This window comes from Aeromicrobium sp. SORGH_AS_0981 (assembly GCF_031453195.1).
Taxonomy (GTDB): Bacteria; Actinomycetota; Actinomycetes; order Propionibacteriales; family Nocardioidaceae; genus Aeromicrobium.
In genome coordinates this window covers 2,154,445-2,179,642 of the sequence record NZ_JAVIZD010000001.1, presented here as the reverse complement: position 1 = coordinate 2,179,642, position 25,198 = coordinate 2,154,445, and the positions used below count along the sequence as shown (strand labels likewise).

Sequence of the window (25,198 nt, the reverse complement as noted above, 5' to 3'; positions counted from 1 at the left end):
CGCGCACGGCGCAGACGGGGTCCGTCGGCGCGGCGTGGCGCTTTGGCACTCACCAGGCGCAAGTGCCAGTCTAGCGCCGTGGGAGCAATCGGGAGCGAGGGTGAGGTCGTCTCGGTCACGGGTCGCTCGCGCACCCTGACCTACCGGCCGCGCCGGGTGACGCTCTCCGACGGCACGTTCCTCCTGCACGAGTCCCGCGGCGGCACGCTGAGCTCCGTCTGGGCCGCCGACCTCGGCGACCTCTTCGTCGAGGTCGTGCACCTGGGGCACGGCCCCGTCGGCGGCGAGCTGGTGCTCGTCGTCCCCGACGGCGACACCGTGGCCCTCGGCGACCTCGTCCCGCCCCTCGACGTCGTCCCGACCACCGCGCGGCCCAGCTGGGCGCAGGCCGTCGACCTCGCCGTCGGGCTGACCCGCTCGTCCACGCGGATCCTCACGAGCAGCGGCGAGATCGGCCGCGACGACCTCGAGGCGTTCCACCAGACGTTGCTGGGCGTGCTCCATGGCTGAGACCCGAGGGTGGGGTCGCTACGGCGACGACGTGCTCGCCGGCGACTGGAAGGCGCCTCCGCGCGGCCGCTCGACCGAGGTGCCCGCCGAGCTCGGCATGGTCGTCGAGGAGGTCACGACGGGCTGGTGCGGCGAGGTCGTGCGCGTCGAGCGCGACCTCGGCACCGTCGCCCTCGAGGACCGGCGCCTCAAGGTCAAGGTCTTCCCCCTCGGACCAGGGTTCCTGCTCGAGGGCAGGCCGGTGGTGCTGGTCGCCCCGTCCGGTGCCGCGCCGCAGCAGCCCGCGCGCACGGCGTCGGGATCGCGCGCGGTGGCCGGGCAGCGGGCCAGGGTGGCGCTGCCGAGCCGGATCCTCGTGGAGGGCAAGCACGACGCCGAGCTGGTCGAGAAGGTCTGGGGCGACGACCTGCGCGTCGAGGGCGTCGCCGTGGAGATGCTGCACGGCGTCGACGACCTCGTGGGCGTGGTCGACGACTTCGACCCGGGCCCGGACCGCCGGCTCGGGATCCTCGTGGACCACCTCGTGCCCGGCTCGAAGGAGTCGCGCATCGCGGCCAGGCTCTCCGGCCGTCCGCACGTGCTCGTCGTCGGCCACCCCTACGTCGACGTCTGGCAGGCCGTGAAGCCCGCGCGGCTCGGCGTCGCGGCGTGGCCGGTCGTCCCCCGCCACCTGGAGTGGAAGCGCGGCGTGTGCGCGGCCTTCGGCTGGCCGCACGCCGAGCAGGCCGACGTGGCCCGCGCCTGGCAGCACATCCTCTCGCGGGTCGACTCCTGGACCGACCTGGAGCCGGAGTTCCTCGGTCGCGTCGAGGAGCTCATCGACTTCGTCACCGCTCCCTAGCGGCCTGCTCCCCGCGGCCACGGCTGCGCCCGGACAGCGCGACGGCCCGGGACCAGGCGGTCCCGGGCCGTCGCGGCTCCCTCAGTCCTGCAGCACCGACTGCACCGTTGGCGTCGGTGCCGGAGTGGGCGGCGTGAGCCACTCCGTCCGCGGCAGCACGCGCCCGAGCACGCTCCCGTCCTCGACGAGGTCGAGGGTCGCGACGCCCAGCAGCGTGTCCTTGCCGCGCGTGCGCTCGGTGTTGTGCGCGTACAGGTAGGCCCGGACCGGACCTCTCGTCTGCACCGTCCGCTTCCAGGTGAACCGGTAGTAGGCCGTGCTGAACGAGAACGTCTCGACGGGTCGCACGCCGTTCGCCGCGTCGAGCGGTGCGCCGAGCGCCACGGTGTAGTCGACGTCCTTGCCCCACCGGTCGGGCTCGCTGGCCATGCCACTGACGGTGACCTTGCCGTCCTCGGACCTCATCGACTCGAGCAGCCCCGCCGGGGACCCGTCCGACGTCGGGTAGCGGACGAAGCCCGACGGCCAGGCCGAGCCCCGCCGCACGACGCGCCACATGAACGTGCCGTTCATGTTGTCCTCCGAGACCACGATCGACCCGTCGGCGCGGACCCGCTCGACGATCGCGACGTGGCCCTTCTCCCCGGAGTAGCCCTTGTAGGCGTCCCACCAGGCGACGTCACCGCGACGCGGGGCGTAGCTCCGCACCGGCACGCCGGCCGCGCGGGCCGCCCGGCCCCAGGTGCGGGCCGCGTCGGTGCCCGGCGGGCGTGCCACCAGACGGTTCTTCGTCAACCGGTAGGCGACGTAGTTCGTGCAGTTGCGGCCCGGCGTCTGGTTCCAGAAGGACGTCGACCGGACGGAGCCGTAGCCGCCGTCCGTGTAGCCCTTCGCCTTGCACTGCGTGTAGCTCGTGCAGAGCACCGTCCGTGCGGCGTCCGCCGATGTCGGTATACCAAAAATGGCCAACCCGATGAGCATGCTGATCACCGTTGGCCAATGCGCGACGCGCATTGCTCCCTCGCCAACTCCCCCGAGTTTGCTGTTTCTCCCACGTGAACCGTAAGTCCTCGACGAAGGTCCTGCATCGCGAATGACTAAAGTCCCAAAAAGTGAGAGTAACCTCCGCTACGGGGTGAGCTGTCGGACGACGGCGTCGGCGAGCAGCCGGCCCTCCAGGGTGAGCACCAGCCGCTCGTCGCCGAGCACGAGGCCGCGGTCGACCAGGTCGGGCACTTCGGCACGTCCGCCGGCGTCGAGGGCGGCGAGGGGCAGCCCCTCGCGCAGGCGCAGCTCGAGCATCACCTGCTCCAGTCGGCGACCGGCTGCGTCGACGACCTCGCTGCCCGCCTCGACCGACTCGCCGCGCTCCAGACGCTGCGCGTAGGCAGCCGGGTGCTTGACGTTCCACCAGCGTCGGCCCGCCAGGTGCGAGTGCGCACCGGGGCCCACGCCCCACCAGTCCGCCCCGTGCCAGTACAGCAGGTTGTGCCGGCAGCGGGCAGCGGCGTCACGGGCCCAGTTCGACAGCTCGTACCACCCGAGCCCGGCGTCGGACAGGACCGCGTCGGCGAGCAGGTACTTGTCGGCCGTCTCGTCGTCGTCGGGCATCACCACCTCGCCGCGGCGGACCTTGCGCGCGAAGGCGGTCCCGTCCTCGACGATGAGGGCGTACGCGGACACGTGGTCGGGCTCGAGCGCGACCGTGGCGTCCAGCGTGGCGCGCCAGTCGTCGACGGACTCCCCGGGGGTGCCGTAGATCAGGTCGACGCTCACCTGCTCGAAGCCGGCCTCCCGCGCCCAGCGGACCGCCTGCGGCACCCGCGCGGGGTCGTGGGTGCGGTCGAGCGTGGCCAGCACGTGCGGGACCGCCGACTGCATGCCGAAGGAGATCCGTGTGAACCCGCCCTCGCGGAGCCGGGCGAGCGACGCGGGCGTGACGCTGTCGGGGTTGGCCTCCGTCGTCACCTCGGCGTCGCGGGCCAGTCCGAGGTGCTCGTCGAGCGCGCGGAGCACCCGGACGAGGTCGTCGGCGGGCAGCTGCGTCGGCGTCCCGCCGCCGAAGAAGACGGTCTCGACCGGTCGGCGTCCGAGCGTCTCGGCGGCGCGACGCACCTCGGCGATCGCCGACGACGCGTAGGTGGCCCGGGTGGCACCCTCGCCGAGCTCGTCGGCCGTGTAGGTGTTGAAGTCGCAGTAGCCGCACCGCACGGAGCAGAACGGCACGTGCACGTACACGCCGAGGGGCCGGTCACCCTCGGTGACCGGCCCCTCGGCGTACGACTGCACCGCTCAAGCGTAGAAGGAGTCCAGCAGGTCCTTGTGGTTGGCCTCCACGACCGCGCGCTTGACCTTCATGCTCGGCGTCAGCTCGCCGGACTCGACCGAGAGGTCGTGGTCGAGGATCTCCCACTTCTTGATGGTCTCCCAGCGGTTGAGGCGCTGGTTGAGCTCCTCGACCTGCTCGGAGACGATCGCGTGGATCTCCGGCGACTTCACGACCTCGGCGTACGACCTGCCCTGCATGCCGTGGTTCTCGGCCCACTCGGCCACCGCGTCGGGGTCGAGCGTGATGAGCGCGGAGCAGAAGTTGCGCTCGTTGCCGTGCACGATGATCTGCGACGTCATCGAGCTGATGCCCTTGAACATGCCCTCGATGTGCGGCGGCGCGACGTACTTGCCGCCGGACGTCTTGAAGAGCTCCTTCTTGCGGCCGGTGATGAAGAGGAAGCCGTCCTCGTCGACCCGACCCTCGTCGCCGGTGTGCAGCCAGCCGTCGTCGGTGACCGTCGCGGCGCTCTCGGACTCGAGGTTGTGGTAGCCCTGCATGACGCCCGGACCCTTGATGAGGATCTCGCGGTCGTCGGCGATCTTGACGTCCGTGCCGGGCATCGGGAGACCGACCGACCCGATCTTGAACGCGTCGGGGTGGTTGACGAAGGACCCGGCCGACGTCTCGGTGAGGCCGTAGCCCTCGAGGATCAGCACGCCCGCGGCGTGGAACCACTCGGCGATGTCGGACGACAGCGCCGCCGCACCGGAGATGAAGAACCGCACCCGGCCGCCGAAGCGGGCCCGCACCTTGGAGAAGACGAGCTTGTCGGCCACCGCGTGCTTGGCCTTCAGCGCGGGCGAGACCGGCTTGCCGGCGCGGACGGCGCGCGAGTACTCCAGCCCGACCTGCTCGGCCCAGCGGAAGATCTTGAGCTTGGCGCCGCCCTCCTCCTCGGTCATGCCGATGATGCGGCCGTACGCCTTCTCGAAGATGCGCGGCGCGGCGCCCATGAACGTCGGCTTCACGATCGCGAGGTTCTCGACGATCTTCGGCACGCGGCCGTCGATGGCGGCGGCGAAGCCGATCTGCAGCTGCGTCGTGAGGAGCACCTTGCCGAAGGAGTGCGCCATCGGCAGCCAGCGGAACTCCAGGTCGTCGGGCGTGAGGAAGCCGCCCGCCGCGACGGCCGCGCCCTCGTAGGTCCACCCGTCGTGGCTGAGGCGCACGCCCTTGGGGCGGCCGGTGGTGCCGGAGGTGTAGATGAGGGTCGCGAGGTCGTCGGGCTTGATGGCGGCGACGCGGTCCGTGACGGCGGTCGGGTTCGACACCAGGTGCTCGGTGCCGAGCTGCTCGAGGTCGGCGAGGGAGATGACCCAGTCGCCGTCGGTGAGGGTGCTGGCGAACGTGACGACCTTGACCACGTCGGGCAGCTCGGAGCGGATCTCGAGCAGCTTCTTGACCTGCTCGTCGTCCTCGGCGAAGACGACACGGCTCGTGGAGTCGGAGAGGATGTACTTCTCGTCGTCGACGGTCGTGGTCGGGTAGACCGTGGTGGTGGCCGCGCCGGCGGCGTTGACGGCCAGGTCGGCGAAGATCCACTCGTAGCGGGTGCCGGAGACGATGGCGACGCGCTGCTCGGGCTCGACGCCCAGCGCGATCAGGCCGGCCGCGATCCGGTCGACCTGCTCACCGGTCTGGGCCCAGGTGAGCGAGTGCCACACCTCGTTCTCGTCCGGGTAGCGGTAGCCCTCGCGGTTCGGCGTCGCGGCGACGCGGTCGTAGAACATCGCGGCGACGTTCGGCGCGCGGTCCTCGACGATCTTGAGCTGTTCGGGGGTAACGGTCAGCGGCATGGTGTCCGTCCTCACACGACGTTCCAGGGGAATGTGGTGCCGCTCACCCTAACCTACCCGCCGGTCACCCCCGGACCCCCTCCTGGACGGTTGCACAGGGCATCGATCCAGGTCAGCGCGCGGTTCGGCTCCGGACCCCTCCCCCGCGCTTTGGGGACTTGGCGACGGAAAGCTGCCGACAAAACGTCGCGAGGTCGTCACGACGCCGCGTCGGTCACTTGGGGGACGCGTCTCCGGTGGAGAGGGCGGCGATGAACGCCTCCTGGGGGACCTCGACGCGGCCGATGTTCTTCATCCGCTTCTTGCCCTCCTTCTGCTTCTCCAGCAGCTTGCGCTTGCGGCTGATGTCGCCGCCGTAGCACTTGGCGAGGACGTCCTTGCGCATCGCGCGGATGTTCTCGCGGGCGATGATGCGCGCGCCGATGGCGGCCTGGATGGGCACCTCGAACTGCTGGCGCGGGATGAGCTCCTTGAGCTTGCCCGCGAGCATCACGCCGTACGCGTAGGCGGAGTCGCGGTGGACGATGGCGCTGAACGCGTCGACCACCTCGCCCTGCAGCATGATGTCGACCTTCACGAGGTCGGCCTGCTGCTCGCCGGCGAGCTCGTAGTTCAGCGACGCGTAGCCCTTCGTGCGGCTCTTCAGCGCGTCGAAGAAGTCGAACATGATCTCGCCCATGGGCAGCGTGTAGCGGATCTCGACGCGGTCCTCGGACAGGTAGTCCATGCCGTTCAGCTGGCCGCGGCGGGCCTGGCAGAGCTCCATGATGACGCCGATGTAGTCCGACGGCGCGAGGATCGTCGCGGAGACGATCGGCTCGTGCACCGAGGCGATCTTGCCGTCCGACGGGTACTCGCTCGGGTTGGTGACGACGATCTCGCGACCGTCCTCCATGACCACCTTGTAGACGACGTTCGGCGCCGTGGAGATGAGGTCGAGGTCGAACTCGCGCTCGAGCCGCTCGCGCACGATCTCCAGGTGGAGCAGGCCGAGGAAGCCGATGCGGAAGCCGAAGCCCAGCGCGCCCGACGACTCCGGCTCGTACACCAGGGCGGCGTCGTTGAGCTGCAGCTTCTCGAGGGCCTCGCGCAGGGTCGAGAAGTCGTCGCCGTCGATCGGGTAGAGGCCCGAGAAGACCATCGGGTTGGGGTGCGCGTAGCCACCGAGCGGCTCGTCGGCCGGGCGCGCGTTCGACGTGACGGTGTCACCGACGCGCGACTGGCGCACCTCCTTCACCCCCGTGATGAGGTAGCCGACCTCGCCGACGCCGAGGTGGTCGGCCTTGACCGGCTCGGGGCTGATGACGCCGACCTCGAGCATCTCGTGCACGGCGTTCGTCGACATCATCTTGATCTTGTCGCGGTGGCTGAGCCGACCGTCGACGACGCGGACGTAGGTGATGACGCCGCGGTACGTGTCGTAGACGGAGTCGAAGATCAGCGCCCGCGGCGGACCGTCGGCGTCCCCCTCCGGCGGCGGCACCTCGTCGACGATGAGGTTGAGCAGCGCCTCGACACCCTGGCCGGTCTTGGCCGACACGCGCAGCACGTCGTCGGGGTCGCCGCCGATGATGCCGGCGATCTCCTCGGCGTACTTCTCCGGCTGCGCGCCGGGCAGGTCGATCTTGTTCAGCACGGGGATGATGTGCAGGTCGGCGTCCATGGCCAGGTACAGGTTCGCCAGCGTCTGCGCCTCGATCCCCTGGGCGGCGTCGACGAGCAGGATGGCGCCCTCGCACGCCTCCAGCGAGCGGCTCACCTCGTAGGTGAAGTCGACGTGGCCGGGGGTGTCGATCATGTTGAGCACGTAGTGCGTCCCGGCGTCGTCGCCCGCGCTCTTGGTGAACGGCATGCGGACGGCCTGGCTCTTGATCGTGATGCCACGCTCGCGCTCGATGTCCATGCGGTCGAGGTACTGGGCCCGCGCAGCACGCTCGTCGACGACGCCGGTGAGCTGCAGCATGCGGTCGGCCAGCGTCGACTTGCCGTGGTCGATGTGCGCGATGATGCAGAAGTTGCGCAGGAGGGACGGGTCGGTCGAACCCGGCTGGGGCGCCGCGCCCGGCGTCGTGGTGCTCGTCATGGTGCACCCATCCTCCCATCCGGGGCGAGGCCCGTGAGCACGCCCACCGGGGCGTGCCCGCCCGGGCTCACGTCCAGAGGTAGGCGATGGCGACGTTGACCACGACCAGGCCCGCCACGACGTGTGCGAACGGGTTCGGCGTCGGGCGACGTCGGGTGCCGTGGGCGAGGCCCACCGCGACGAAGGCGATGGCCAGCTTGAGCCCGATCTTGGCGTAGTTCAGGTCGACGTCGGCCGCGGGCGCGACGCCGGTCAGCACGACACCGAGCACGAAGGCGGCGGTCACGCCGACCACCATCGCGAGGTTGAGCTGGGGCCGGCGGATCGTCGTCACGTAGCCGACGAGGGCCACCACCCAGCTGAGGACGTGGAGCCAGACCAGGACGTCGTAGAGCGTCTGCATGCCTCGGATCGTAGGACCCCCTCCCCGCGTTCTGTGGACCTGGCGACGGTTTTCGCGCCGCCTTTCGTCATCAGGTCCACAGAACGCGGGCGAGGGCAGGGCGGGTGGGTGGAGGGGGCCTTCGGGGTTGATTTGGGGGCGCACGGTGCTCGCTGGTACTGTGGGTGGTCGCGTGCCCGCACGCACGCCCTCACACTTGCAGCACATTTCCTTCACGCACGAGAGAACAGGTCAGCCACGTGGCGAACATCAAGTCGCAGATCAAGCGGAACCGTCAGAACGAGGCCGCTCGCGAGCGCAACAAGTCGGTGCGTTCGGCGCTGAAGACGGCCGTCCGTCGCTTCCACGCTGCGGTCGAGGCCGGCGAGACCGACCAGGCCAAGGCGTACGCCGCCGAGGCGGGCAAGAAGCTCGACAAGGCTGCCAGCAAGGGCGTCATCCACAAGAACCAGGCGGCCAACCGCAAGTCGGCCATCGCCAAGAAGGCCGCGTCGCTCTGACCGCAGCCCCACAGCATCGACGAAGGCCCCCGGCAGTGCCGGGGGCCTTCGTCGTGCTCGGGCACGGTCGAGCGCCGCAAGTCCGTCCCACACGTGCGCGACGTCAACGCCGACGCGCAGCCGCCACCTGCAGCACCATGCGCTCGACGGCGTAGGCGGGATCGGCCGCGCCGCCCTTGACGTCGATGTCGGCCTGCGCGACCGCGTCGAGCGCGCGGGCCAGGCCCGACGGCTCCCAGCCCTGCAGCTGACGCCGCAGCACGCGCACCTTGAACGGCGGCGCGCCGACGTGGCGGGCCAGCTCGCCCTCGCCCAGCCGCGGTGGCGCGTCGGCGAGGCGGGCGAGCTGTCGCAGGCCCGCGGCAAGGGCGCTCGTGATCAGCACCGGCGCGACCTTGGCGGTCTCGGCCCAGCGCGCCTGCTCGAGCGCGACGTTGATGCGGCCCTCGATGGCGGCGTCGGCGATCTCGTAGCCGCGCACGTCGGCCCGGCCGCCGAAGTAGCGGCGCACGACCTCGACCGTCACCTCGCTGCCGGAGTCGAGGGTCGCGGCGAGCTGGTCGGCGGCACCGGCGAGGGCGCGCAGGTCCTGGCCGACGGCGGCGACCAGCAGCGTCGCGGCCTCCTCGTCGATGCGGGTGCCGAGGTCGCGCAGCTCACCGGCCACCCATCGCGCGTGGTCGCGCTCGTACTTCGGCGCCTCGTTCTTGACCTCGTGGACGGCCGCCTGGGCGCGCAGCTTGTCGAGCAGACCCTTGCCCTTCTGCCCTCCCCCGTGCACGAGCACGACGGCGACGTCGGGGCTGGGGTCCTTCGCGTAGGCGAGCAGCTCGCCCTGGGCGACGTCGGGCAGGTCCTGCAGCTCGGTCAGGACGAGGGCGCTGGCGGAGCTGAACAGCGACGGACTGGTGAGTCCCGCGATCTCGCCCGCCCCGAGGCCGCCCGACGTGGCGGTGGCGACCTCGCACTCGGCGTCGGCGGCCTTGATGCCGGCCACGGCGCGCGCCCGGGTGCGGTCGGACAGGTACTCCGAGCTCCCGGTGATGAGCAGGATCTTCCCGAACGGCGACGCCACGCGCCCAGCGTAGTCGTCCGCTCCGACGCGCCCGTCGGACGACGCGGGCGTACGCTCTCGCCATGCCGCTCGACGCCGACGACGTCGTCGCCCACGCCGACGACGCGTGGGTGGACCACCTTGTCCGCTTCGGCTTCGTGGCCTACGGCCTCGTGCACCTCGTGCTGGCGTTCCTCGCGCTGCAGCTCGCGTTCGGGCACCGCAGCGGCTCGGCCGACACCCGCGGCGCGCTGGCCGAGCTGGCGCAGCAGCCGTTCGGCCGGACCGTGCTCTGGCTCGTGGTCGCGGGGATGGCGGTGCTCGTCCTGTGGCGCGTGCTCGAGGCGGCCGTCGGGCACCGCGACGACGAGGGCGCGACGCTGTGGGCGGCTCGCGGGGCCGACCTGGTCAAGGCGGTGGTCTACGGCGTCGTGGGCTCGAGCGGGGTGCAGGTCGTCACCCGCAGCAGCGACTCCGGAGGTTCGGGCAGCGAGACCTGGACGGCGCGGGCCCTGGCCCTGCCCGCCGGCGCGGTGGTCGTGGGCGTGGCCGGGCTCGCCGTCGTGGGCTACGGCGCGTGGACGGCATGGCGCGGACTCAGCGACCGGCACCGCGAGCACCTCGCGCCGGAGGGTCTGAGCGGCACCTCGGGTGACTGGCTCCTGCGTCTCGGCGCGGTCGGGCACGTGGCGAAGGGGGTCGCCATCGGGCTGGTCGGGACCCTGTTCTGCTTCGCCGCGCTGACCCACGACGCCGACCGCTCGGGCGGCCTCGACGAGGCCCTGCGCACGGTCCTGCAGCAGCCCTTCGGACCGTGGTTGCTGGCGCTCATCGCGGTGGGGATCGGCCTGTACGGCGTCTGGTGCCTCGCGCGGGCGCGCTACCTCGACCGCTGACCGCTCCCCCGCGACACGACCGACAGCCGACCGTCGCGCACGACGACAGCGACGTCGCCCTCGTGGTCGGTGCGGTGCACCACCGCGCCGACCTGGCGCAGCATCCGCAGGGCGGTGCCGCTGGGGTGCCCGTAGTCGTTGTCGGCCCCGACGGACACGGTGGCCAGGCGTGGCGCGACCGCACGCGTGAACCGCCACGACGTGTCGGCGCTGCCGTGGTGCGCCACCTTCAGCACGTCGGCCCGCACGACGCTGCCGGCGCGGAGCACGTGCTCCTGCGCCTCCTCCCCCACGTCGCCGGTCAGCAGCAGCGTCACGCCCCGCACCACCACCCGCAGCACCACGCTGTCGGCGTTGCGGTCGACCTCGACCCTCCGACCCGTCCCCGCGCCGGGCCGGGCCCGCGGCCAGAGCACGTCGGCCGTCAGGTCGCCCACCACGACGCGGTCGCCCCGCGACACGGTGCGGGTGGGGACCCCTGGCACGGTGGGCCCCGGACGTCCGACGAGCACCGCGCCGACCGCACGACCGGCCGCCACCCCCGACCTACCGCCCACGTGGTCGGCGTCGCCGTGCGTCAGCACGAGAGCCGGGACGCGCCGCACGCCGAGGCCGCGCAGGCAGCGGTCGACGTCGACGGGCTCGAGACCGGCGTCGACGACCACCGCCTCCTCCGGGCCGGAGCGCAGCACGGTGGCGTCGCCCTGGCCGACGTCGCACTGCACCATCACCCACCCGCGCGGTGGCCACCCGGGGCTGGGCGGTCGCAGCATCGCCAGGGCCAGCCCCAGCACCAGACCGGTCGCGACGGCCGGACGCGAGGCCGCACGGCGGCCGAGCCAGAGCGCGACCGGCACGACGCCCAGCAGCCACCACCACGGGTAGGGCCACACCAGGCTCGCCCCGGGAAGGGCCGCGGCGTGGTGCGCCACGAGCACGATCCAGCCGGCGCAGGCCGCGGCCACGGTGCCGAGGACCGAGGCGACCGACGGGACGACGAGGTCGAGGAGCCCGGCCACCAGCCCCAGTACCGTCGCGGGCGCGACCGCCGGCGCCGCAAGGAGGTTGGCGACGACGGCGACGACCGACACCTCGGACGAGAGCGCCGCGATCACCGGCGTGCAGGCCGCCTGTGCGGCGAGTGGCACGGCGACCGCGACGGCCACCCACCGCGGTGTCCACCGCTCCAGTGCCCGCACGAAGGGCGGCGCGAGCAGCAGGATGCCGGCGGTCGCGCTGACGGACAGCACGAACCCCGCCGCGCGCGAGAGCCAGGGGTCGCAGAACAGCAGCGCCACGACCGCGACGCAGAGCGTGCGGACACCACCGCGCGACCCCAGCCCCAGGGCCGCGAGGCCGACGACCCCCATGCCGGCGGCACGGAGCACGCTCGGCTCGGGCCGCGCCAGCAGCACGAACCCGACGACGCCGAGCAGACCCACCGCCAGGAGCACGCGGGGCGGGGCCCGGCCCGCTCGCGCCACCGCCAGCACCAGGGCGAGCACGATGGTCAGGTTCGTCCCCGAGACGGCCAGCAGGTGCGTCAGGCCGGTGCGTCGGAACTCCTCCTCGACGCGCGGCGAGAGGTCGGCGTCGTCACCGACCACGAGGGCAGGAACGAGGGCGGCGGGTGCGCCGGGCACGTGGTCGACGGCGTGGCGCACACCGGCTCGGACGCGCTCGGAGGCCGACCACCACCAGGAGCTGCCCTGCACGGCGGAGCGTCGCTCGACCCGCAGCGTCGCGGTGTCCTGGTCGTCGTCGGGCGGCGACAGTCGACCGTCGACCGTGAGCCGGCGACCGACGACGAGGTCGCGGTGCTCGCCGACCAGGAAGGCCGTCACGGGGTCGCGGACGCCGTGCACCCGACCGCGCTGGTCGCGCAGCCGCAGCACCACGAGGCCCACGACCGTGCCAGGACCACCGACGCCCTCGAAGGTGCGCGCGTCGCGACTCACTTGCACCTCGAGCGTCACCCGCGCCCGCTGCTCGGCGAGCGCCGACGTCGGGGTCGCGCGGACGTCGCCGAGCCGCCAGGTCACCGACGTCGCGACGGCGGCCACCGCCACCGCCACCAGCGCGACGCGGGGCCAGCGCCGGGCCCCGGCGCCCGCGACCACGACCGCCCCGAGAGCCACCGCCACGGTGGCGCCCTGCCCGGCGGTCACGCCCCAGGCGGTGACGGCCCACGCCCCGAGCGCCGCCGGCACCAGCCGGACGTCGACGCCGGCGAGGGCCAGGACCGGGCGCCTCACACGCTCACGCGGTCGCGGAGGTCCTCGAGGGTCTTCTCGCCGATGCCGGCGACGTCGAGCAGGTCGTCGACCGACGTGAAGCGCCCGTTCTCGGTGCGCCAGTCGAGGATCGCCTGCGCGGTGACCGGACCGACCCCGGGCAGCGCGTCGAGCTCCTCGAGCGTGGCCGTGTTGAGGTTGACGGCGACGCCCGGCCCGCCCGTGCCGCCCGCACCCGGGCCGGCCACGGCGGCTGCGGGAGGGTCGACGCCGACGAGGATCTGCTCGCCGTCCACGAGGACGCGTGCAAGGTTGAGCGTCGGCTGGTCGAGCGCGCCCTTGATCCCGCCGGCCCGCTCGATGGCCTCATGGACCCGCGACCCCGCGGGCAGCGTGACGATGCCGGGCCGCCTGACCTGACCGGCCACGTCGACGACGACGCGCCCGTCGTCCTCCGCGCCGCCTTCGGCCGCCGAAGCACCCGTCGGGTCGGCCCGGGCCGAGACCTCGAGCGGTCGGTCGACGTCGGACGTGCGCGGGCGCTCCGCCAGGAGCCACCAGGTGAGGAGCACGCCCGCCGCGACCGCGGCCGTGGCCACGACCCGCAGGTGCACGCCGGACAGTCCCCCGCGCGGCCTGGGGTCCGCACGACGTCGACCGGGCGCGGGCGACCCGCGCTCGGCGACGTCGGGGGTCGGGTCCGCCGGGTGCTGCACGGGACCCACCAGCCGGTCGAACGGGTCCTCGTCGTGGGTGGCCTCGAACGACGCGGCGAGCTGCGCGAGCCGGCGCCGCGCGACCTCGGCGCGGGTCTCCTGGGGTGGTGCCGGACGAGGTCCGTGCCGTGGGGTGCTCACCCCTCGACGCTAGGCACCTCGCGACGTCCTGGAGCGGGTCGTCGTGGCGCCTGTGGACGACGAACGCCGTCGCCGTCGACCCCTGTGGACAGGACCTGCAGACGGAGCGGTCGTCAGTCCTCGGCGACGAGGAGCGCGAGCAGCCCCGGGTAGGTGCGCTCGATGTCGTCACGCGGGAGCCTGACGCTGCTGCCGTTGCCGTGGAAGCGCTGCTCGACCAGGCCGGCCTCGCGCAGCACGCGGAAGTGGTGCGTCCGCGTCGCCTTGGAGACCGGCAGGTCGAAGGAGCCGCAGGGTCGCTCGACGTCGGCGTCCTCGCGCGCGAGGCTGCTGACGACCCGCCGCCGGTGCGGGTCGGCCAGGGCCGCGAGCACGGCCTGGAGGTCTGCCGGCACCCCGGGTTCCCGGTCCGTCACCTGCGCTCCCTCCGTCGGTCTCCTGAGGTACGTCTTGCATCGTACCTGCGTCCCGTCCTAGGGTCGCAGGTATGAGCGAGATCGTACCTGAGGCCGTGCTGCACTCCCCCACGCCTGTCGCCCTCGTCGGCACCGCACGCGCGCGACCGGGACGGGCCGACGAGCTCGAGCGCACCCTGCGCTCCTTCCTCGCCCCCACGCGCGCCGAGGCCGGCTGCCGCGTCTACGAGCTGCACCGCGGCCCCGACGGCGACCTCAGGTTCTACGAGCAGTGGGCCGACGGCGCCGCCCTGGCGGCGCACCTCGCGACACCCACGATGCAGGAGTTCCTCGACCGGCGCCACGAGCTCCTGACCGGCGACCTCGAGGTCACCTTCTGGACGCCGCTGGCGCCTGCGCCTACCCCAGACGGGGCGTGACCGTCACCGCGAGCATGCCGGGGCCCACGTGCGCGCCGATGACCGCGCCGACCTCGTTGACCGGCACACGGTCACGGCCCAGCGCACCAGCCAGCCGCTCCGCGACCTGGTCGGCGAGGTCGGGGTTCGCGAGGTGCTGCACCCCGATGTCGTAGCCCTCGGTCGCGGCCTCGGCCGCCTCCGCGACCAGGGCCTCGAGCCGCGCCACCGCCTTGGCCGACGTGCGGACGCGCTCCAGCGGCACCACCACGCCGTCGCGCAGCGTGAGCAACGGCTTCACGGCGAGGGCCGAGCCGATCAGGGCCGTGGCAGCGCCGACGCGTCCACCGCGGCGCAGGTACTCGAGGGTGTCCACGTACATGAGCACGCTCGACGACTCGCCCGCGGCCAGGGCCGCCCCGACGGCGGCGGCCTCGTCGCCACCCGACCGCGCGACCGCGGCCGCCCGCCCTGCGGCGAACCCGGTCGCGATCCCGACCTGTCGGGTGTCGACGCACATGACGGGCACCGGGGCCTCCCGCGCAGCCACCTGCGCCGACTCGAAGGTGCCGGAGATCTCGGTGCTCAGGTGCACGGAGACGATCGCGTCGTGCCCCTCCTGCGCGAGGCGGGCGTAGACCGCGGCGAACTCCTCGGGCGTCGGGCGCGACGTGCTCACCGGCACGAAGTCCTTGAGCGCCTGCGCCACGTCGTCCGGCGTCGCGTCGACGCCCTCCGTGAAGGTCGCCGCCCCGATGACGAGCTTGAGGGGCACGACGGTGATGCCCTCGCGCTCGGCGTCGGCCGGGTCGAGGGAGGCGGTGGAGTCGGTCACCACCGCGATGCGTCGCGCCGCCATGTCGGTCCCGTCCCCTCAGACCACGACGTTGACGAGCTTGGGGGCGCGCACGATCGTCTTGCGGACCTCGCGGCCGTCGATGGCTCGCTGCACGTTCTCCTCGGCCAGCGCGAGGGAGGTCAGCTCCTCCTCGGACACGTCGGGCGCGACGTCGAGCTTCGCGCGGACCTTGCCCTGGACCTGCACGACGCAGGTGACGGTGTCGGCCACCAGCAGGCTCGGGTCGGCCTGCGGGAACGGCGCGTGGGCGAGCGAGGCGTCGTGCCCGAGCCGCGACCACAGCTCCTCCGCCACGTGCGGGGCGAACGGTGCCAGCATCAGCACGAGCGGCTCGAGCACCTCGCGGCTGGTCACCGAGGCCTTCGTGCAGTGGTTGGTCAGCTCGATCAGCTTCGCGATCGCGGTGTTGAACCGCAGGCCGTCGAGGTCGGCCGCGACGCCGTCGATCGTGCGGTGCAGGACCTGCAGCGTCGGGCGGTCGGGCGCGACGTCGGCGGCACGGCTCTCGCCGGCCTCCTCGTCGACGACGAGACGCCACACACGCTGCAGGAAGCGCTGCGCGCCGACGACGGCGCGCGTCTCCCACGGTCGCGACTGGTCGAGCGGGCCCATGCTCATCTCGTACACGCGGAACGTGTCGGCGCCGTACTCGTCGTACATCTCGTCGGGCGTCACGACGTTCTTCAGGCTCTTGCCCATCTTCCCGTACTCGCGGGTGACCGGGGCGCCCTCGTACGTCCAGGTGGTGCTGCCGTCGTCGGCGACGTGCTCCTCCACCTCGTCGGCCGGCACGTAGGTGCCGCGCGCGTCGGTGAAGGCGTACGCCTGGATGTAGCCCTGGTTGACCAACCGGTGGAACGGCTCGGCGCTGCTCACGTGGCCCAGGTCGAACAGCACCTTGTGCCAGAAGCGCGCGTACAGCAGGTGCAGCACCGCGTGCTCGACACCGCCGACGTACAGGTCGACGCCGCCGGTCGTCTTGGCGTCCGTGGGACCCATCCAGTACGCCTCGTTGGCCGGGTCGACGAGCGCGTCGGCGTTGTGCGGGTCGAGGTAGCGCAGCTGGTACCAGCTGGAGCCGGCCCAGTTCGGCATCGTGTTGGTGTCGCGACGGTAGCGACGTGGGCCGTCGCCGAGGTCGAGCTCGACCTCCAGCCAGTCGTGCGCGCGACCGAGCGGCGGCTCCGGCTCGCTCGTGACGTCGTCGGGCTCGAACGTGCGGGGCGAGTAGTCCGGCACGTCGGGCAGCTCGACCGGGAGCAGGTGGTCGGGCACCGCGTGCGGGTGTCCCTCGTCGTCGAAGACGATGGGGAACGGCTCGCCCCAGTACCGCTGGCGGGAGAACAGCCAGTCGCGCAGGCGGTAGGTGGTGGTGCCCGTGCCGAGGCCCTTGTCCTCCAGCCACGCGATGATGCGGGCCTTCGCCTCCGCGACGGACAGGCCGTCGAGGCTGAGCTCGTCGTTCGACGACGCGGTGGCCACGCCCTCCCCCGTCCACGGCAGCTCGTCCCCGCCCGTGACGACCCGCGGCGTCGGCAGGCCGAAGGCCGTGGCGAACGCGAAGTCGCGCTCGTCGTGCGCGGGCACGGCCATGATCGCGCCGGTGCCGTAGCCGACGAGCACGTAGTCGGCGACGAACACCGGCACCTGCTCGCCGTTGACCGGGTTCACCGCGTAGGCGCCCGTGAAGACTCCCGTCTTCTCCTTGCTCTCCTGGCGCTCGACGTCGGTCTTGCGCGACGCCGCGTGCCGGTAGGCCGCGACCGCCTCGGTGGGCGAGGCGGCTCCGCCGGTCCAGCGCTCGTCGGTGCCCTCGGGCCAGGTGTCGGTGACGATCGCGTCGACCAGCTCGTGCTCGGGGGCCAGGACCATGTACGTGGCGCCGAACAGCGTGTCGGGACGCGTCGTGAAGACCCGGATCGCGGCGTTCTCGACCGCCGGCACGTCGAACTCGACCTCGGCGCCGTGGGAGCGGCCGATCCAGTTGCGCTGCATCAGCTTGACCGGCTCGGGCCAGTCGACGGTCTCGAGGTCGTCGAGCAGGCGGTCGGCGTACGCGGTGATGCGCATCTGCCACTGGCGCAGGTTGCGCTGGAACACCGGGAAGTTGCCGCGTTCGCTGCGGCCCTCCGCGGTGACCTCCTCGTTGGAGAGCACCGTGCCCAGCGCCGGGCACCAGTTCACCGGCGACTCGCTGACGTACGCCAGGCGGTGCGGGTCGATGACCGCCGGGTCGTCGGTGCCCAGCTTCTCGCGCAGCTCGGCGATGGGTCGCGCGCGACCGGTCTCCTCGTCGTACCAGGCGTCGAAGATCTGCAGGAAGATCCACTGCGTCCAGCGCACGAAGTCGGGGTCGATCGTGGCGAACGAGCGGCGCTGGTCGTGGCCGAGGCCCAGGCGGCGCAGCTGTCGGCGCATGTTCGCGATGTTCGCGAGGGTGTTGGCGCGCGGGTGCTCGCCGGTCTGGATGGCGTGCAGCTCCGCCGGCAGGCCGAACGCGTCGTACCCCAGCGTGTGCAGCACGTTCTTGCCGAGCATCCGCTGGTGCCGACCGACGACGTCGGTGCCGATGTAGCCGAGCGGGTGGCCGACGTGCAGGCCGGCGCCCGACGGGTACGGGAACATGTCCATCAGGTAGTACGTCGACGCCGGCAGCTCGCCGTCGCCCGCGAGCTCGCCGGTCGGGTTCGGGGCCTCGAAGGTGCCCTCGCGCTCCCAGCGCTCCTGCCAGCGCGCCTCGATCTCGGCGGCGAGGGCGGCGGTGTAGCGGTGGGACGTGTCGGGACGGTCGTCGGCGTCGGTGCGGTCGGCAGTGCTCACCGGACGATGCTACCGACGAGGCACGGACGGTCCGACGAGCGGAGCACCCGACGCGGCTACGCTCGCCGCATGCGCCAACGTCTCGCTCGGTTCGTCATCCGCCGCATGGGCTACACGATGGTCGGGGAGACGCCGTCGCGCGGGATCCTCGTCGGGGCGCCCCACACCTCGAACTGGGACTTCGTGACGATGCTGCTCGTCATGTGGCACGACGGGGCGCACCCGCGCGTGCTGGTGAAGAAGGAGCTGTTCAAGGGACCGCTCGGGTGGGTCCTGCGTGCGCTCGGCGGTGTGCCGCTGGACCGTCGCGACGCGGGTGGCGTGGTCGGCGAACTGGCCGCGGAGGCCCGGGACGGCGAGGACTTCCGGCTCGTCATCGCCGCCGAGGGAACGCGCTCGCGGGGCGAGTACTGGAAGTCCGGCTTCCACCGGCTGTCCCGCGAGACCGGCCTGCCGATCACGCTGGCGTTCTTCGACCCGCCGACGCGCACGATGGGCTACGGCCCGACGTTCGTCGCCTCCGACGACGTCGGCGCCGACATGGACGTCGTCCGCGCCTTCTACGCCGACAAGCTCGGCATCAAGCCCGCCAACGCGACCGTCCCGCGCCTGCGCGAGGAGTAGGCCCGCCCGGCGGGGGTGCCGGGCCGTGGGCGGCGAAAGGTACAGCGGCGCCCGGCTCAGCCGCCGTCGGACGTGCCGTCGGCGGGTGACGACGTCGGCTCGGCGGGGACGACGAGCGGACGCACGCGCACCCAGGTCAGGAACGCGGCGGCCACCACGAGCATGCCGATGCCGGCCCAGAGGTTGATGTTGAGCCCGTCGCCGCGGGCCAGCTCGGCCTCGGTGGCGCGGAACAGGCCGAGGCCGGTGAGGATCAGGCCGTAGACGCCGAGCAGGCCGCCGATGAGGGTGCGGACGTCGAACGCGCCCGCGGTGTGCTTCTCTCTCATGCTGTGCTCCTACCGGAAGATCACGTTGAGGACGACGACGAGGACCAGGCCGATGCCGGCGAGCTTGACCGGCGACTGGTACCAGGGCAGCGCACCTTCGTCGGGGTCGACGAGGTCCTCCTTGGGCGTCAGGGAGTAGACCAGCCCGACGAGCTCCTTCTCGGGCTTCGGTGCGGTCACGAGGGTGACGGCGACGCTCACGAGGATGTCGACGGCGAAGGCGGCCCCGGCGGCGACGAACGACGCGCCCTGCCCGGAGAGACCGATCACGCCGATGCTGGCAGGTCCGAGCGCGTCCTCGCTGAGGACGGCCACGAGCACGGCGGCGCCGGTGCCGGCGACGAGGCCGGACCAGCCGGCGGTCGCGGTCATGCGCTTCCAGAACATGCCGAGGATGAAGGTGGCGAACAGCGGCGCGTTGAAGAACCCGAAGAGCGTCTGCAGGTAGTCCATGAGGTTGTCGTAGTTCGACGCGATGAGCGCGGTGCCGATGGCGACGACGGTGGCGCCGACGGTCGCGACGCGTCCGACCTTCAGGTAGTAGCCGTCCCCCTTGTCCTTCACGACGTACTGCTGCCAGAGGTCGTAGCTGAAGACGGTGTTGAACGCGGAGATGTTGGCGGCCATGCCGGCCATGAACGACGCGAGCAGCCCGGCGAGCGCGACGCCGAGCATGCCGTTGGGCAGCAGGTCGCGCATGAGTAGCAGGATGGCGTCGTTGTAGGTGACGCCCTGGGCGTCGCCGCCGGACTTGAGCGCCGCGAGCTCGGGGACGACGATCGCGGCGATGATGCCCGGGATGATGACGACGAACGGGATGAACATCTTCGGGAACGCGCCGATGATCGGGGCGCGCCGGGCGGCCGACATCGACGACGACGCCATGGCGCGCTGCACCTCGACGAAGTTGGTGGTCCAGTACCCGAACGACAGGACGAAGCCGAGCCCGAGGACCAGCCCGACCACGGACCAGAACGGGTCGTCGATGCCGGTGAGGTCGGTGCCCGGCCACGACGACAGCTGCTCGGGCCCGGGCTGGACCTTGTCGACGACGCCCTGCCAGCCGCCCACCTTGTGCAGCGCGATGATCGTCAGCGGCACGAGCGCGGCGACGATGACGAAGAACTGCAGGACCTCGTTGTAGATCGCCGCCGACAGCCCGCCGAGCGCCGTGTAGCTGAGCACGACGGCGGCGGCCACGACCAGCGACACCCACAGCGGCCAGCCCAGCAGCCGGTTGACGATCGTCGCGAGCAGGAACAGGTTGATGCCGGCGATGAGCAGCTGCGCGACGGAGAAGCTGAGCGCGTTGACCAGGTGTGCGCCGGTGCCGAAGCGTCGACGCATGAACTCGGGGACGCTGCGCACGCCGGAGCCGTAGTAGAACGGCATCATCACGACGCCGAGGAAGAGCATCGCGGGGACGGCGCCGATCCAGAAGTAGTGCACGGTCGCCATGCCGTACTGCGCGCCGTTCGCGCTCATGCCCATGATCTCGACCGCGCCGAGGTTCGCGGCGATGAACGCCAGGCCCGTCACCCACGCCGGCAGCGACCGCCCCGACAGGAAGAAGTCGATGCTCGTCGACACCTGGCGTCGGGCCAGGAAGCCGATGCCCAGCACGACGGCGAAGTAGATCGCGACGATCGTGTAGTCGAAGACGTCCGCGTCGAGCCGGAACGACCCGTCGGCGGACGCGAGCGTCGTGGTGATGGCCTGCATCCTCTTCCCCTCAAGTGGTTCCCGTGCACAACCGGATGGTCCTCCCGCACCGTACGCCTCCCCCGCCCTCCCCGCGCGCCGGGTCGGGCGGGGGCGGTGTTGCGTCCTGGTGCGGCTTCCGTTCGTCCTGCTGGTGCGCTGCCGCAGGGGTCTGGGCTTGCTGGTGCGCTGCCGCAGGGGGTCTCGTCTTGCTGGCGCGCTGCCTCGGCTGGTGCTGGGGGCGATCTCCGAAAGGGCCTCGACCGGGCGGCTGGCGACCGCGCTGGGTCGGGCTCTCGGGCCGCGGGTTGCGCTCGGGGTCGACGCACGAGTCTGCGTTCGTGTGCGGAAGGCCAAGGATTCTGCGTCTGCTACGGGATCCCGTCACCAACGCAGAAGCGTCCAGCCTCAAGCGCACGAAGGAAGAAGCTTGGGTGCACTTGGGGGTGGGGTGGGCAGCGCTTCTCCCTTCTCGTGGCACGGTCCACGAGAAGGGAGCATCGTTGCCACGTCTGGCCCCGTCGGCGGTGGATCTGCCACCTGTAGAGCGCTCAGAAGGTTGCAGATCCACCGACGGCACGCGCAGACGCAGACTCTTGCGTCAACCCAGCACCAACCCGCAGCCCGAGAACCGGCGCCGCCGCCGCTGCCAGCCGCCCGGTCGAGGCCCTTGCGGAGCGCAGGACGAGTCGAAGCCGCGCCGGCGCAGCCCCACCCCAGGGAGAAGCCGCGCCAGCGCAGCCCCACCCGAGCGAAGAGCCCTGCCAGCTCAGCCGCAGGACGACGCAGCCAAGGACCCCTCACCCCAGCGCGCAGTACTCCTCGACCTTGGAGGTGGGGCCGGAGACGATCAGCTCGTCGCCGGTGGTGACGAAGGTGTCGGCCTGGGCGTAGGTGAAGTCCTGGCCGCGGGTCTTCACGCCGACGATGGTGACGCCGTACTTGCGGCGCACGTCGGAGTCGGTGAGGGTGCGGTCGACGGTGCACTCGGGGGCGCGGGTGCGGGCGATGGCGAAGCCGTCGTCGAACTCGATGAAGTCGGTCATGGTGCCGGTGACGAGGTGGGCGACGCGCTTGCCCATCTGCGACTCGGGTCGGATCACGTGGGTGGCGCCGACGCGCTCGAGGATGGCGGCGTGCTTGCCGCTGATGGCCTTGGCCCACACCTCCTTGACGCCGAGGTCGAGCAGGCCGAGCACGGTCAGCACGCTCGCCTCGATGTCGGTGCCGATCCCGACGACGGCCACCTCGAACTGCTCGGCGCCGATCTGGCGCAGCGCCTCCGTGTCGGTGGTGTCGGCAGCGACGACGTGCGTGAAGTCGCTGGCGTAGCGCTGCACGATCTCCGGGCGCTCGTCGACGGCCAGGACGTCGTGCCCCAGGTGCACGAGGGAGCGCGCCACGGCGGTGCCGAAGCGGCCGAGCCCGAGGACGATGACGGGCGCGTTGGGTGCGGTGTCCTTCTTCTTAGCCAATGATCGGTTGCTCCTCGGGAAGGTGGTAGCGCGGTGCACGCCGTCTCAGGACGAACGCCGACGCCGCCGCAATCGTGCCCACTCGGCCGATGAACATCAAGACGGCGAGCACCAGCTTCGCGCTGTCGGGCAGCTGCGGGGTCAGGCCGGTGCTCAGCCCGACGGTCGCGAACGCCGACGTCGTCTCGAACAGGACCTCGTCGAACGGGAAGTCGGTCAGGATCATGATGAACAGCGTCATCGACGTCACGAGCATCACCGACAGCAGCGCGATGCTGAGCGCCGTCCGCACGACCGCGGGGCCGACCGACCGGTTGCCGACCGTCACCTCGGGGTCGCCGCGCAGCTCGGCCAGGATGACGAACGCGAGCAGCAGGAAGGTCGTCACCTTGATGCCGCCCGCGGTGCTGGCGCTGCCGCCACCGATGAACATCAGGATGGTGCCGATGGCGAGGGTCTCCCCCGACACGGCACCCCAGTCGAAGCTGTTGAGCCCGCCGGAGCGCGGCATGATGCCGCCCTCGATCCCGGTGACCAGCTTGTCGTGCACCGACATCGGCGCGAGGGTCTCGGGGTTCGCCCACTCCAGCGCGAGGAAGGTGAGCGCGCCGAAGACGAGCAGGCCCAGGGAGCCCCACACCGTCAGTCGGGTGTGGATCGTCCAGCGGTCGGGCGTCCGCCACTCCTTGAACAGCTCGGCGAGCACCGGGAAGCCCATCGCGCCGATGAACACCGCGACGCAGACGGGGATGATGATGAGCCCGTCGCCGGCGTAGCCGACCAGGCTGTCGCTGTTGAGCGAGAAGCCGGCGTTGTTGAACGCCATCACGGAGTCGAACACGCCGTGCCAGAGGGCGGTCGGCAGGTCGTCGAAGTACGCGAGCCGGTACCGCGTGGTGAGGATCGCCGCGATGACGGCCTGGAACCCGAACATGGTCACGGCCACGCGGCGGAACAGGGGCCGCACCTCGCCGATGTTGACGACGTGCATGTCGGCCTGGGCGACGAGGCGCGTGCGCAGGCCGAGACGCCCGCCGATGAACAGGCCGAGCACGGTCGCGAGGGCGACGATGCCGAGCCCGCCGATCTCGACGAGGACGAGGATGATCGCCTGCCCGGTGGGGCTCCAGTAGGTCGAGGTGTCGACGCTGGCCAGACCGGTCACCGTCACGGCCGACGCGGACGTGAAGAACGCGTCGACGAGGTCGGCCCGACCCTCGGCGCTGCGCGCGACGGGCAGGAGCAGCAGGAGGGTGCCGAGCACGATGAGGGCGAAGAAGGTGAGGGGCAGCAGACGCACGGGGTGCGCGATGGCAGCCGGGATCCTCGGTCGGGGCACGGGACGACGGTACCCGCCCCACCCGGCCACCTGGCCTGGATCGGCCGATAGTCTGACGCGGATGTCCGACGTCCCCGCCTCGCCTGCCGCCCGGCTGGCCATCGTCATCGTCACCTACAACAGGTCGACGTACCTGGCCGACCTGCTGCGCAGCGCCACCGCGCTCACCGTGCCGCCGTGGCGCATCGTGGTCGTCGACAACGCCAGCACCGACGACACGCCCGACGTCGTCGCCGAGGCCGCCGGCTGGTTCCCCGAGGGCGTCCTCGTCGACCGTCGCCTCGACACCAACACGGGCGGCTCGGGCGGGTTCTGCGAGGGCACGCGCACCGCGCTCGAGCTGGGCGCGGAGTGGGTGTGGCTCATGGACGACGACGTCGAGATCCTGCCCGAGGCGCTGGAGCGGTTCGCGCCAGCCATGGAGCGGTTCCGCGTCATCCACGGCCGGCGCTACGACTTCGACGGCTCTCCGTTCTACTGGCAGGCCAAGTTCAACCAGTTCCTCGGCGTGCCGCTGCCGTACGGCTTCCGACGCACCTTCGACGCCGAGGGCTACGCGATCACGAACTCGGGCACGTTCGAGGGCATGCTGATCCACGCCGACGTCGTGCGCACGATCGGCCTGCCGGACCCGCGCTTCTTCATCACGTGGGACGACGCCGCGTACGCGTGGCTCGCGGCCCAGCACACCGACGTCGTCTACATGGACGCGTTCGTGCTGCAGCGCAAGCGCGAGCAGCAGCAGGTGAACCTCGGCGTGCGACACCTGAACGACGGCAGCCCGCTCTTCCGCTTCCACGTCATGCGCAACCGCGCGTACGTGGGCCGCTACTTCGCCGAGCACGGGCAGCTGCACCGGGTCGGCTTCGCGCTCGGCACGCTGCTGACCTTCGCCAAGGAGGTCTTCCGGCTCGTGGTCGTGCAGCACACGCTGCACGGCGTCGGCGACCTCGTGCGCGGGGCGCGGGCGTCGCGCCGCATCTGGCGCGACCGCACCTGGCGCCCCATGGATCCCGCCGAGGTGCCGCCTCCGCCGCACTGACCGGTCGGCGTCGGCGCCCGGCTACGGGCGCGCCGCGAGCAGCGCGCGGGCCACGACGAGGTCGGTCGCGTCGGTGATCTTGAGGTTCTCGGGGTCTCCCTCGACGACGCCCACGCGGACGTCGGGCACGAGCGCGATCGCCAGCGTGCAGTCGTCGGTCACCTGCACGGCCGGGTCGGAGGACGCACGGCGGTGCGCCTCGTCCAGCACCCCCACGGTGAAGCCCTGGGGCGTCTGGTGGCGACGCAGGGTCGCGCGCGGGAGCGGCGCGGTCGGCAGTCCCGTCGTCGGGTCGACCTGCACGATCGTGTCGGGCGTCGGGACCAGCACGGCGACGACGTCGTGCTCCTCGAGCGCGCGCACCACGTCGCCGACGATGCGGGCGCTCACGAGCGGCCGGGCGGCGTCGTGCACCAGGACCCTGTCCCCCGCGCTCGCGCCGGCCTCGAGCAGGGCCGCGAGCCCCGCCCGGGTGCTGTCGTGCCGCTCGCGTCCGCCGTCGACGACCCGCAGCCCGGGCCCCACGTGCTCCTCGACGACCGCGCGCCACGCGACGGGCGCGACCAGGACGACGTCGTCGACCGCGGGGTGGTCGCGCAGGGCGGCCACGCTGCGCTGCAGCACGCTGCGGCCCGGCGAGGTCGAGCAGCTGCTTGGGCCGGTCGGCGCCGACCCGCAGCCCGAGCCCG

Annotated in this window: 22 protein-coding genes and 1 pseudogene; 7 read left to right on the top strand and 16 right to left on the bottom strand. The window is 72.1% G+C overall.

The features are described from left to right. Positions 1–78 precede the first annotated feature (78 nt). On the top strand, positions 79–510 hold the full coding sequence (locus QE370_RS10975) for a hypothetical protein (protein WP_309634372.1): 432 nt from the start codon (positions 79–81) through the stop codon (positions 508–510). After that, positions 503–1,351, top strand: a complete 849-nt coding sequence (locus QE370_RS10970; protein WP_253025448.1) for a DUF3097 domain-containing protein — start codon at positions 503–505, stop codon at positions 1,349–1,351. Before QE370_RS10975 ends, QE370_RS10970 begins: the two co-directional genes overlap by 8 nt. Before the next feature lie 81 nt (positions 1,352–1,432). Here the strand turns inward: QE370_RS10970 and QE370_RS10965 are convergent, their stop codons facing one another. The 5 genes from QE370_RS10965 to QE370_RS10945 all read right to left on the bottom strand — a co-directional run bounded on the left by QE370_RS10965 (position 1,433) and on the right by QE370_RS10945 (position 7,965). Continuing rightward, positions 1,433–2,332 carry a CHAP domain-containing protein gene (locus QE370_RS10965; RefSeq protein ID WP_309634371.1) on the bottom strand — a complete coding sequence of 300 codons (900 nt, stop codon included), beginning with the start codon at positions 2,330–2,332 and terminating at the stop codon, positions 1,433–1,435. A gap of 147 nt (positions 2,333–2,479) precedes the next feature. Further along, positions 2,480–3,640, bottom strand: a complete 1,161-nt coding sequence (gene hemW / locus QE370_RS10960) for a radical SAM family heme chaperone HemW (RefSeq protein WP_309634370.1) — start codon at positions 3,638–3,640, stop codon at positions 2,480–2,482. A 3-nt stretch (positions 3,641–3,643) separates the two neighbouring features. Next, positions 3,644–5,479 (bottom strand): long-chain fatty acid--CoA ligase, encoded by a 1,836-nt coding sequence (locus QE370_RS10955; RefSeq protein ID WP_253025444.1) that lies wholly within the window; start codon positions 5,477–5,479, stop codon positions 3,644–3,646. Between the two features lie 214 nt (positions 5,480–5,693). Continuing rightward, positions 5,694–7,562 (bottom strand): translation elongation factor 4, encoded by a 1,869-nt coding sequence (gene lepA, locus QE370_RS10950; protein ID WP_309634369.1) that lies wholly within the window; start codon positions 7,560–7,562, stop codon positions 5,694–5,696. 67 nt (positions 7,563–7,629) lie between these two features. Beyond that, positions 7,630–7,965, bottom strand: coding sequence for a hypothetical protein (locus QE370_RS10945; RefSeq protein ID WP_067858791.1), 336 nt, complete (start codon positions 7,963–7,965; stop codon positions 7,630–7,632). A gap of 239 nt (positions 7,966–8,204) precedes the next feature. Here QE370_RS10945 and rpsT point away from each other — a divergent pair, with 239 nt between their 5' ends. After that, positions 8,205–8,465: a 30S ribosomal protein S20 gene (rpsT, locus tag QE370_RS10940; RefSeq protein ID WP_067858795.1), complete on the top strand. Its 261-nt coding sequence runs from the start codon at positions 8,205–8,207 to the stop codon at positions 8,463–8,465. Positions 8,466–8,568: 103 nt separating this feature from the next. Here rpsT and holA read toward each other — a convergent pair whose 3' ends face one another. Then, positions 8,569–9,540 (bottom strand): DNA polymerase III subunit delta, encoded by a 972-nt coding sequence (gene holA / locus QE370_RS10935; RefSeq protein WP_309634368.1) that lies wholly within the window; start codon positions 9,538–9,540, stop codon positions 8,569–8,571. Between the two features lie 62 nt (positions 9,541–9,602). Between holA and QE370_RS10930 the strand changes: the two genes are divergently transcribed. Further along, on the top strand, positions 9,603–10,415 hold the full coding sequence (locus tag QE370_RS10930; RefSeq protein ID WP_309634367.1) for a DUF1206 domain-containing protein: 813 nt from the start codon (positions 9,603–9,605) through the stop codon (positions 10,413–10,415). Here the strand turns inward: QE370_RS10930 and QE370_RS10925 are convergent. The 3 genes from QE370_RS10925 to QE370_RS10915 all read right to left on the bottom strand — a co-directional run bounded on the left by QE370_RS10925 (position 10,400) and on the right by QE370_RS10915 (position 13,922). Continuing rightward, the gene (locus tag QE370_RS10925) at positions 10,400–12,670 is read right to left on the bottom strand and encodes a ComEC/Rec2 family competence protein (RefSeq protein WP_309634366.1); all 2,271 of its coding nucleotides are present in this window, start codon (positions 12,668–12,670) and stop codon (positions 10,400–10,402) included. The genes QE370_RS10930 and QE370_RS10925 overlap by 16 nt on opposite strands. Continuing rightward, the gene (locus QE370_RS10920; RefSeq protein WP_309634365.1) at positions 12,667–13,506 is read right to left on the bottom strand and encodes a helix-hairpin-helix domain-containing protein; all 840 of its coding nucleotides are present in this window, start codon (positions 13,504–13,506) and stop codon (positions 12,667–12,669) included. The genes QE370_RS10925 and QE370_RS10920 overlap by 4 nt, the downstream gene beginning before the upstream one ends. A gap of 113 nt (positions 13,507–13,619) precedes the next feature. After that, entirely contained in the window at positions 13,620–13,922 is a 303-nt protein-coding gene (locus QE370_RS10915; RefSeq protein WP_309634364.1) for a helix-turn-helix domain-containing protein, read from the bottom strand. Between the two features lie 71 nt (positions 13,923–13,993). Between QE370_RS10915 and QE370_RS10910 the strand changes: the two genes are divergently transcribed. Beyond that, positions 13,994–14,341, top strand: coding sequence for a putative quinol monooxygenase (locus tag QE370_RS10910; RefSeq protein WP_309634363.1), 348 nt, complete (start codon positions 13,994–13,996; stop codon positions 14,339–14,341). Here QE370_RS10910 and QE370_RS10905 read toward each other — a convergent pair. Both QE370_RS10905 and leuS read right to left on the bottom strand, forming a co-directional pair. Beyond that, positions 14,322–15,179, bottom strand: coding sequence for a DegV family protein (locus QE370_RS10905; protein ID WP_309634362.1), 858 nt, complete (start codon positions 15,177–15,179; stop codon positions 14,322–14,324). The two genes, QE370_RS10910 and QE370_RS10905, sit on opposite strands and share 20 nt — an antisense overlap. A gap of 15 nt (positions 15,180–15,194) precedes the next feature. Continuing rightward, positions 15,195–17,999 carry a leucine--tRNA ligase gene (leuS, locus tag QE370_RS10900; protein ID WP_309634361.1) on the bottom strand — a complete coding sequence of 935 codons (2,805 nt, stop codon included), beginning with the start codon at positions 17,997–17,999 and terminating at the stop codon, positions 15,195–15,197. Positions 18,000–18,068: 69 nt separating this feature from the next. On the opposite strand from leuS, the gene QE370_RS10895 reads away from it, so the two are divergent. After that, the gene (locus QE370_RS10895) at positions 18,069–18,623 is read left to right on the top strand and encodes a 1-acyl-sn-glycerol-3-phosphate acyltransferase (protein WP_253026720.1); all 555 of its coding nucleotides are present in this window, start codon (positions 18,069–18,071) and stop codon (positions 18,621–18,623) included. A gap of 56 nt (positions 18,624–18,679) precedes the next feature. On the opposite strand, the gene QE370_RS10890 is transcribed toward QE370_RS10895, so the two are convergent. From QE370_RS10890 to QE370_RS10875, 4 genes are all read right to left on the bottom strand, one after another. After that, the gene (locus QE370_RS10890; protein WP_309634360.1) at positions 18,680–18,952 is read right to left on the bottom strand and encodes a hypothetical protein; all 273 of its coding nucleotides are present in this window, start codon (positions 18,950–18,952) and stop codon (positions 18,680–18,682) included. Positions 18,953–18,961: 9 nt separating this feature from the next. Further along, positions 18,962–20,674 carry a sodium:solute symporter family protein gene (locus tag QE370_RS10885; RefSeq protein ID WP_309634359.1) on the bottom strand — a complete coding sequence of 571 codons (1,713 nt, stop codon included), beginning with the start codon at positions 20,672–20,674 and terminating at the stop codon, positions 18,962–18,964. A gap of 779 nt (positions 20,675–21,453) precedes the next feature. Next, positions 21,454–22,128, bottom strand: coding sequence for a TrkA family potassium uptake protein (locus QE370_RS10880; RefSeq protein WP_067858832.1), 675 nt, complete (start codon positions 22,126–22,128; stop codon positions 21,454–21,456). Continuing rightward, positions 22,121–23,467, bottom strand: coding sequence for a potassium transporter TrkG (locus QE370_RS10875; RefSeq protein WP_309634358.1), 1,347 nt, complete (start codon positions 23,465–23,467; stop codon positions 22,121–22,123). The genes QE370_RS10880 and QE370_RS10875 overlap by 8 nt, the downstream gene beginning before the upstream one ends. 61 nt (positions 23,468–23,528) lie before the next feature. Here QE370_RS10875 and QE370_RS10870 point away from each other — a divergent pair, with 61 nt between their 5' ends. After that, positions 23,529–24,509 carry a glycosyltransferase gene (locus QE370_RS10870; RefSeq protein WP_309634357.1) on the top strand — a complete coding sequence of 327 codons (981 nt, stop codon included), beginning with the start codon at positions 23,529–23,531 and terminating at the stop codon, positions 24,507–24,509. 21 nt (positions 24,510–24,530) lie between these two features. On the opposite strand, the pseudogene QE370_RS10865 reads toward QE370_RS10870, so the two are convergent. Then, positions 24,531–25,178: pseudogene (locus QE370_RS10865) on the bottom strand (2-C-methyl-D-erythritol 4-phosphate cytidylyltransferase); the annotation flags it as partial. Positions 25,179–25,198 lie beyond the last annotated feature (20 nt).

Bases quoted from the DNA above. Each gene is read 5' to 3' on its own strand.
- QE370_RS10955 (WP_253025444.1), bottom strand. From the start codon at position 5,479: ATGCCGCTGACCGTTACCCCCGAACAGCTCAAGATCGTCGAGGACCGC.
- QE370_RS10890 (WP_309634360.1), bottom strand. From the start codon at position 18,952: ATGAGAGAGAAGCACACCGCGGGCGCGTTCGACGTCCGCACCCTCATC.
- QE370_RS10905 (WP_309634362.1), bottom strand. From the start codon at position 15,179: ATGGCGGCGCGACGCATCGCGGTGGTGACCGACTCCACCGCCTCCCTC.
- QE370_RS10885 (WP_309634359.1), bottom strand. From the start codon at position 20,674: ATGCAGGCCATCACCACGACGCTCGCGTCCGCCGACGGGTCGTTCCGG.
- QE370_RS10965 (WP_309634371.1), bottom strand. From the start codon at position 2,332: ATGCTCATCGGGTTGGCCATTTTTGGTATACCGACATCGGCGGACGCC.
- QE370_RS10970 (WP_253025448.1), top strand. From the start codon at position 503: ATGGCTGAGACCCGAGGGTGGGGTCGCTACGGCGACGACGTGCTCGCC.
- QE370_RS10870 (WP_309634357.1), top strand. From the start codon at position 23,529: ATGTCCGACGTCCCCGCCTCGCCTGCCGCCCGGCTGGCCATCGTCATC.
- QE370_RS10930 (WP_309634367.1), top strand. From the start codon at position 9,603: ATGCCGCTCGACGCCGACGACGTCGTCGCCCACGCCGACGACGCGTGG.
- lepA (WP_309634369.1), bottom strand. From the start codon at position 7,562: ATGACGAGCACCACGACGCCGGGCGCGGCGCCCCAGCCGGGTTCGACC.
- QE370_RS10910 (WP_309634363.1), top strand. From the start codon at position 13,994: ATGAGCGAGATCGTACCTGAGGCCGTGCTGCACTCCCCCACGCCTGTC.
- QE370_RS10945 (WP_067858791.1), bottom strand. From the start codon at position 7,965: ATGCAGACGCTCTACGACGTCCTGGTCTGGCTCCACGTCCTCAGCTGG.
- QE370_RS10895 (WP_253026720.1), top strand. From the start codon at position 18,069: ATGCGCCAACGTCTCGCTCGGTTCGTCATCCGCCGCATGGGCTACACG.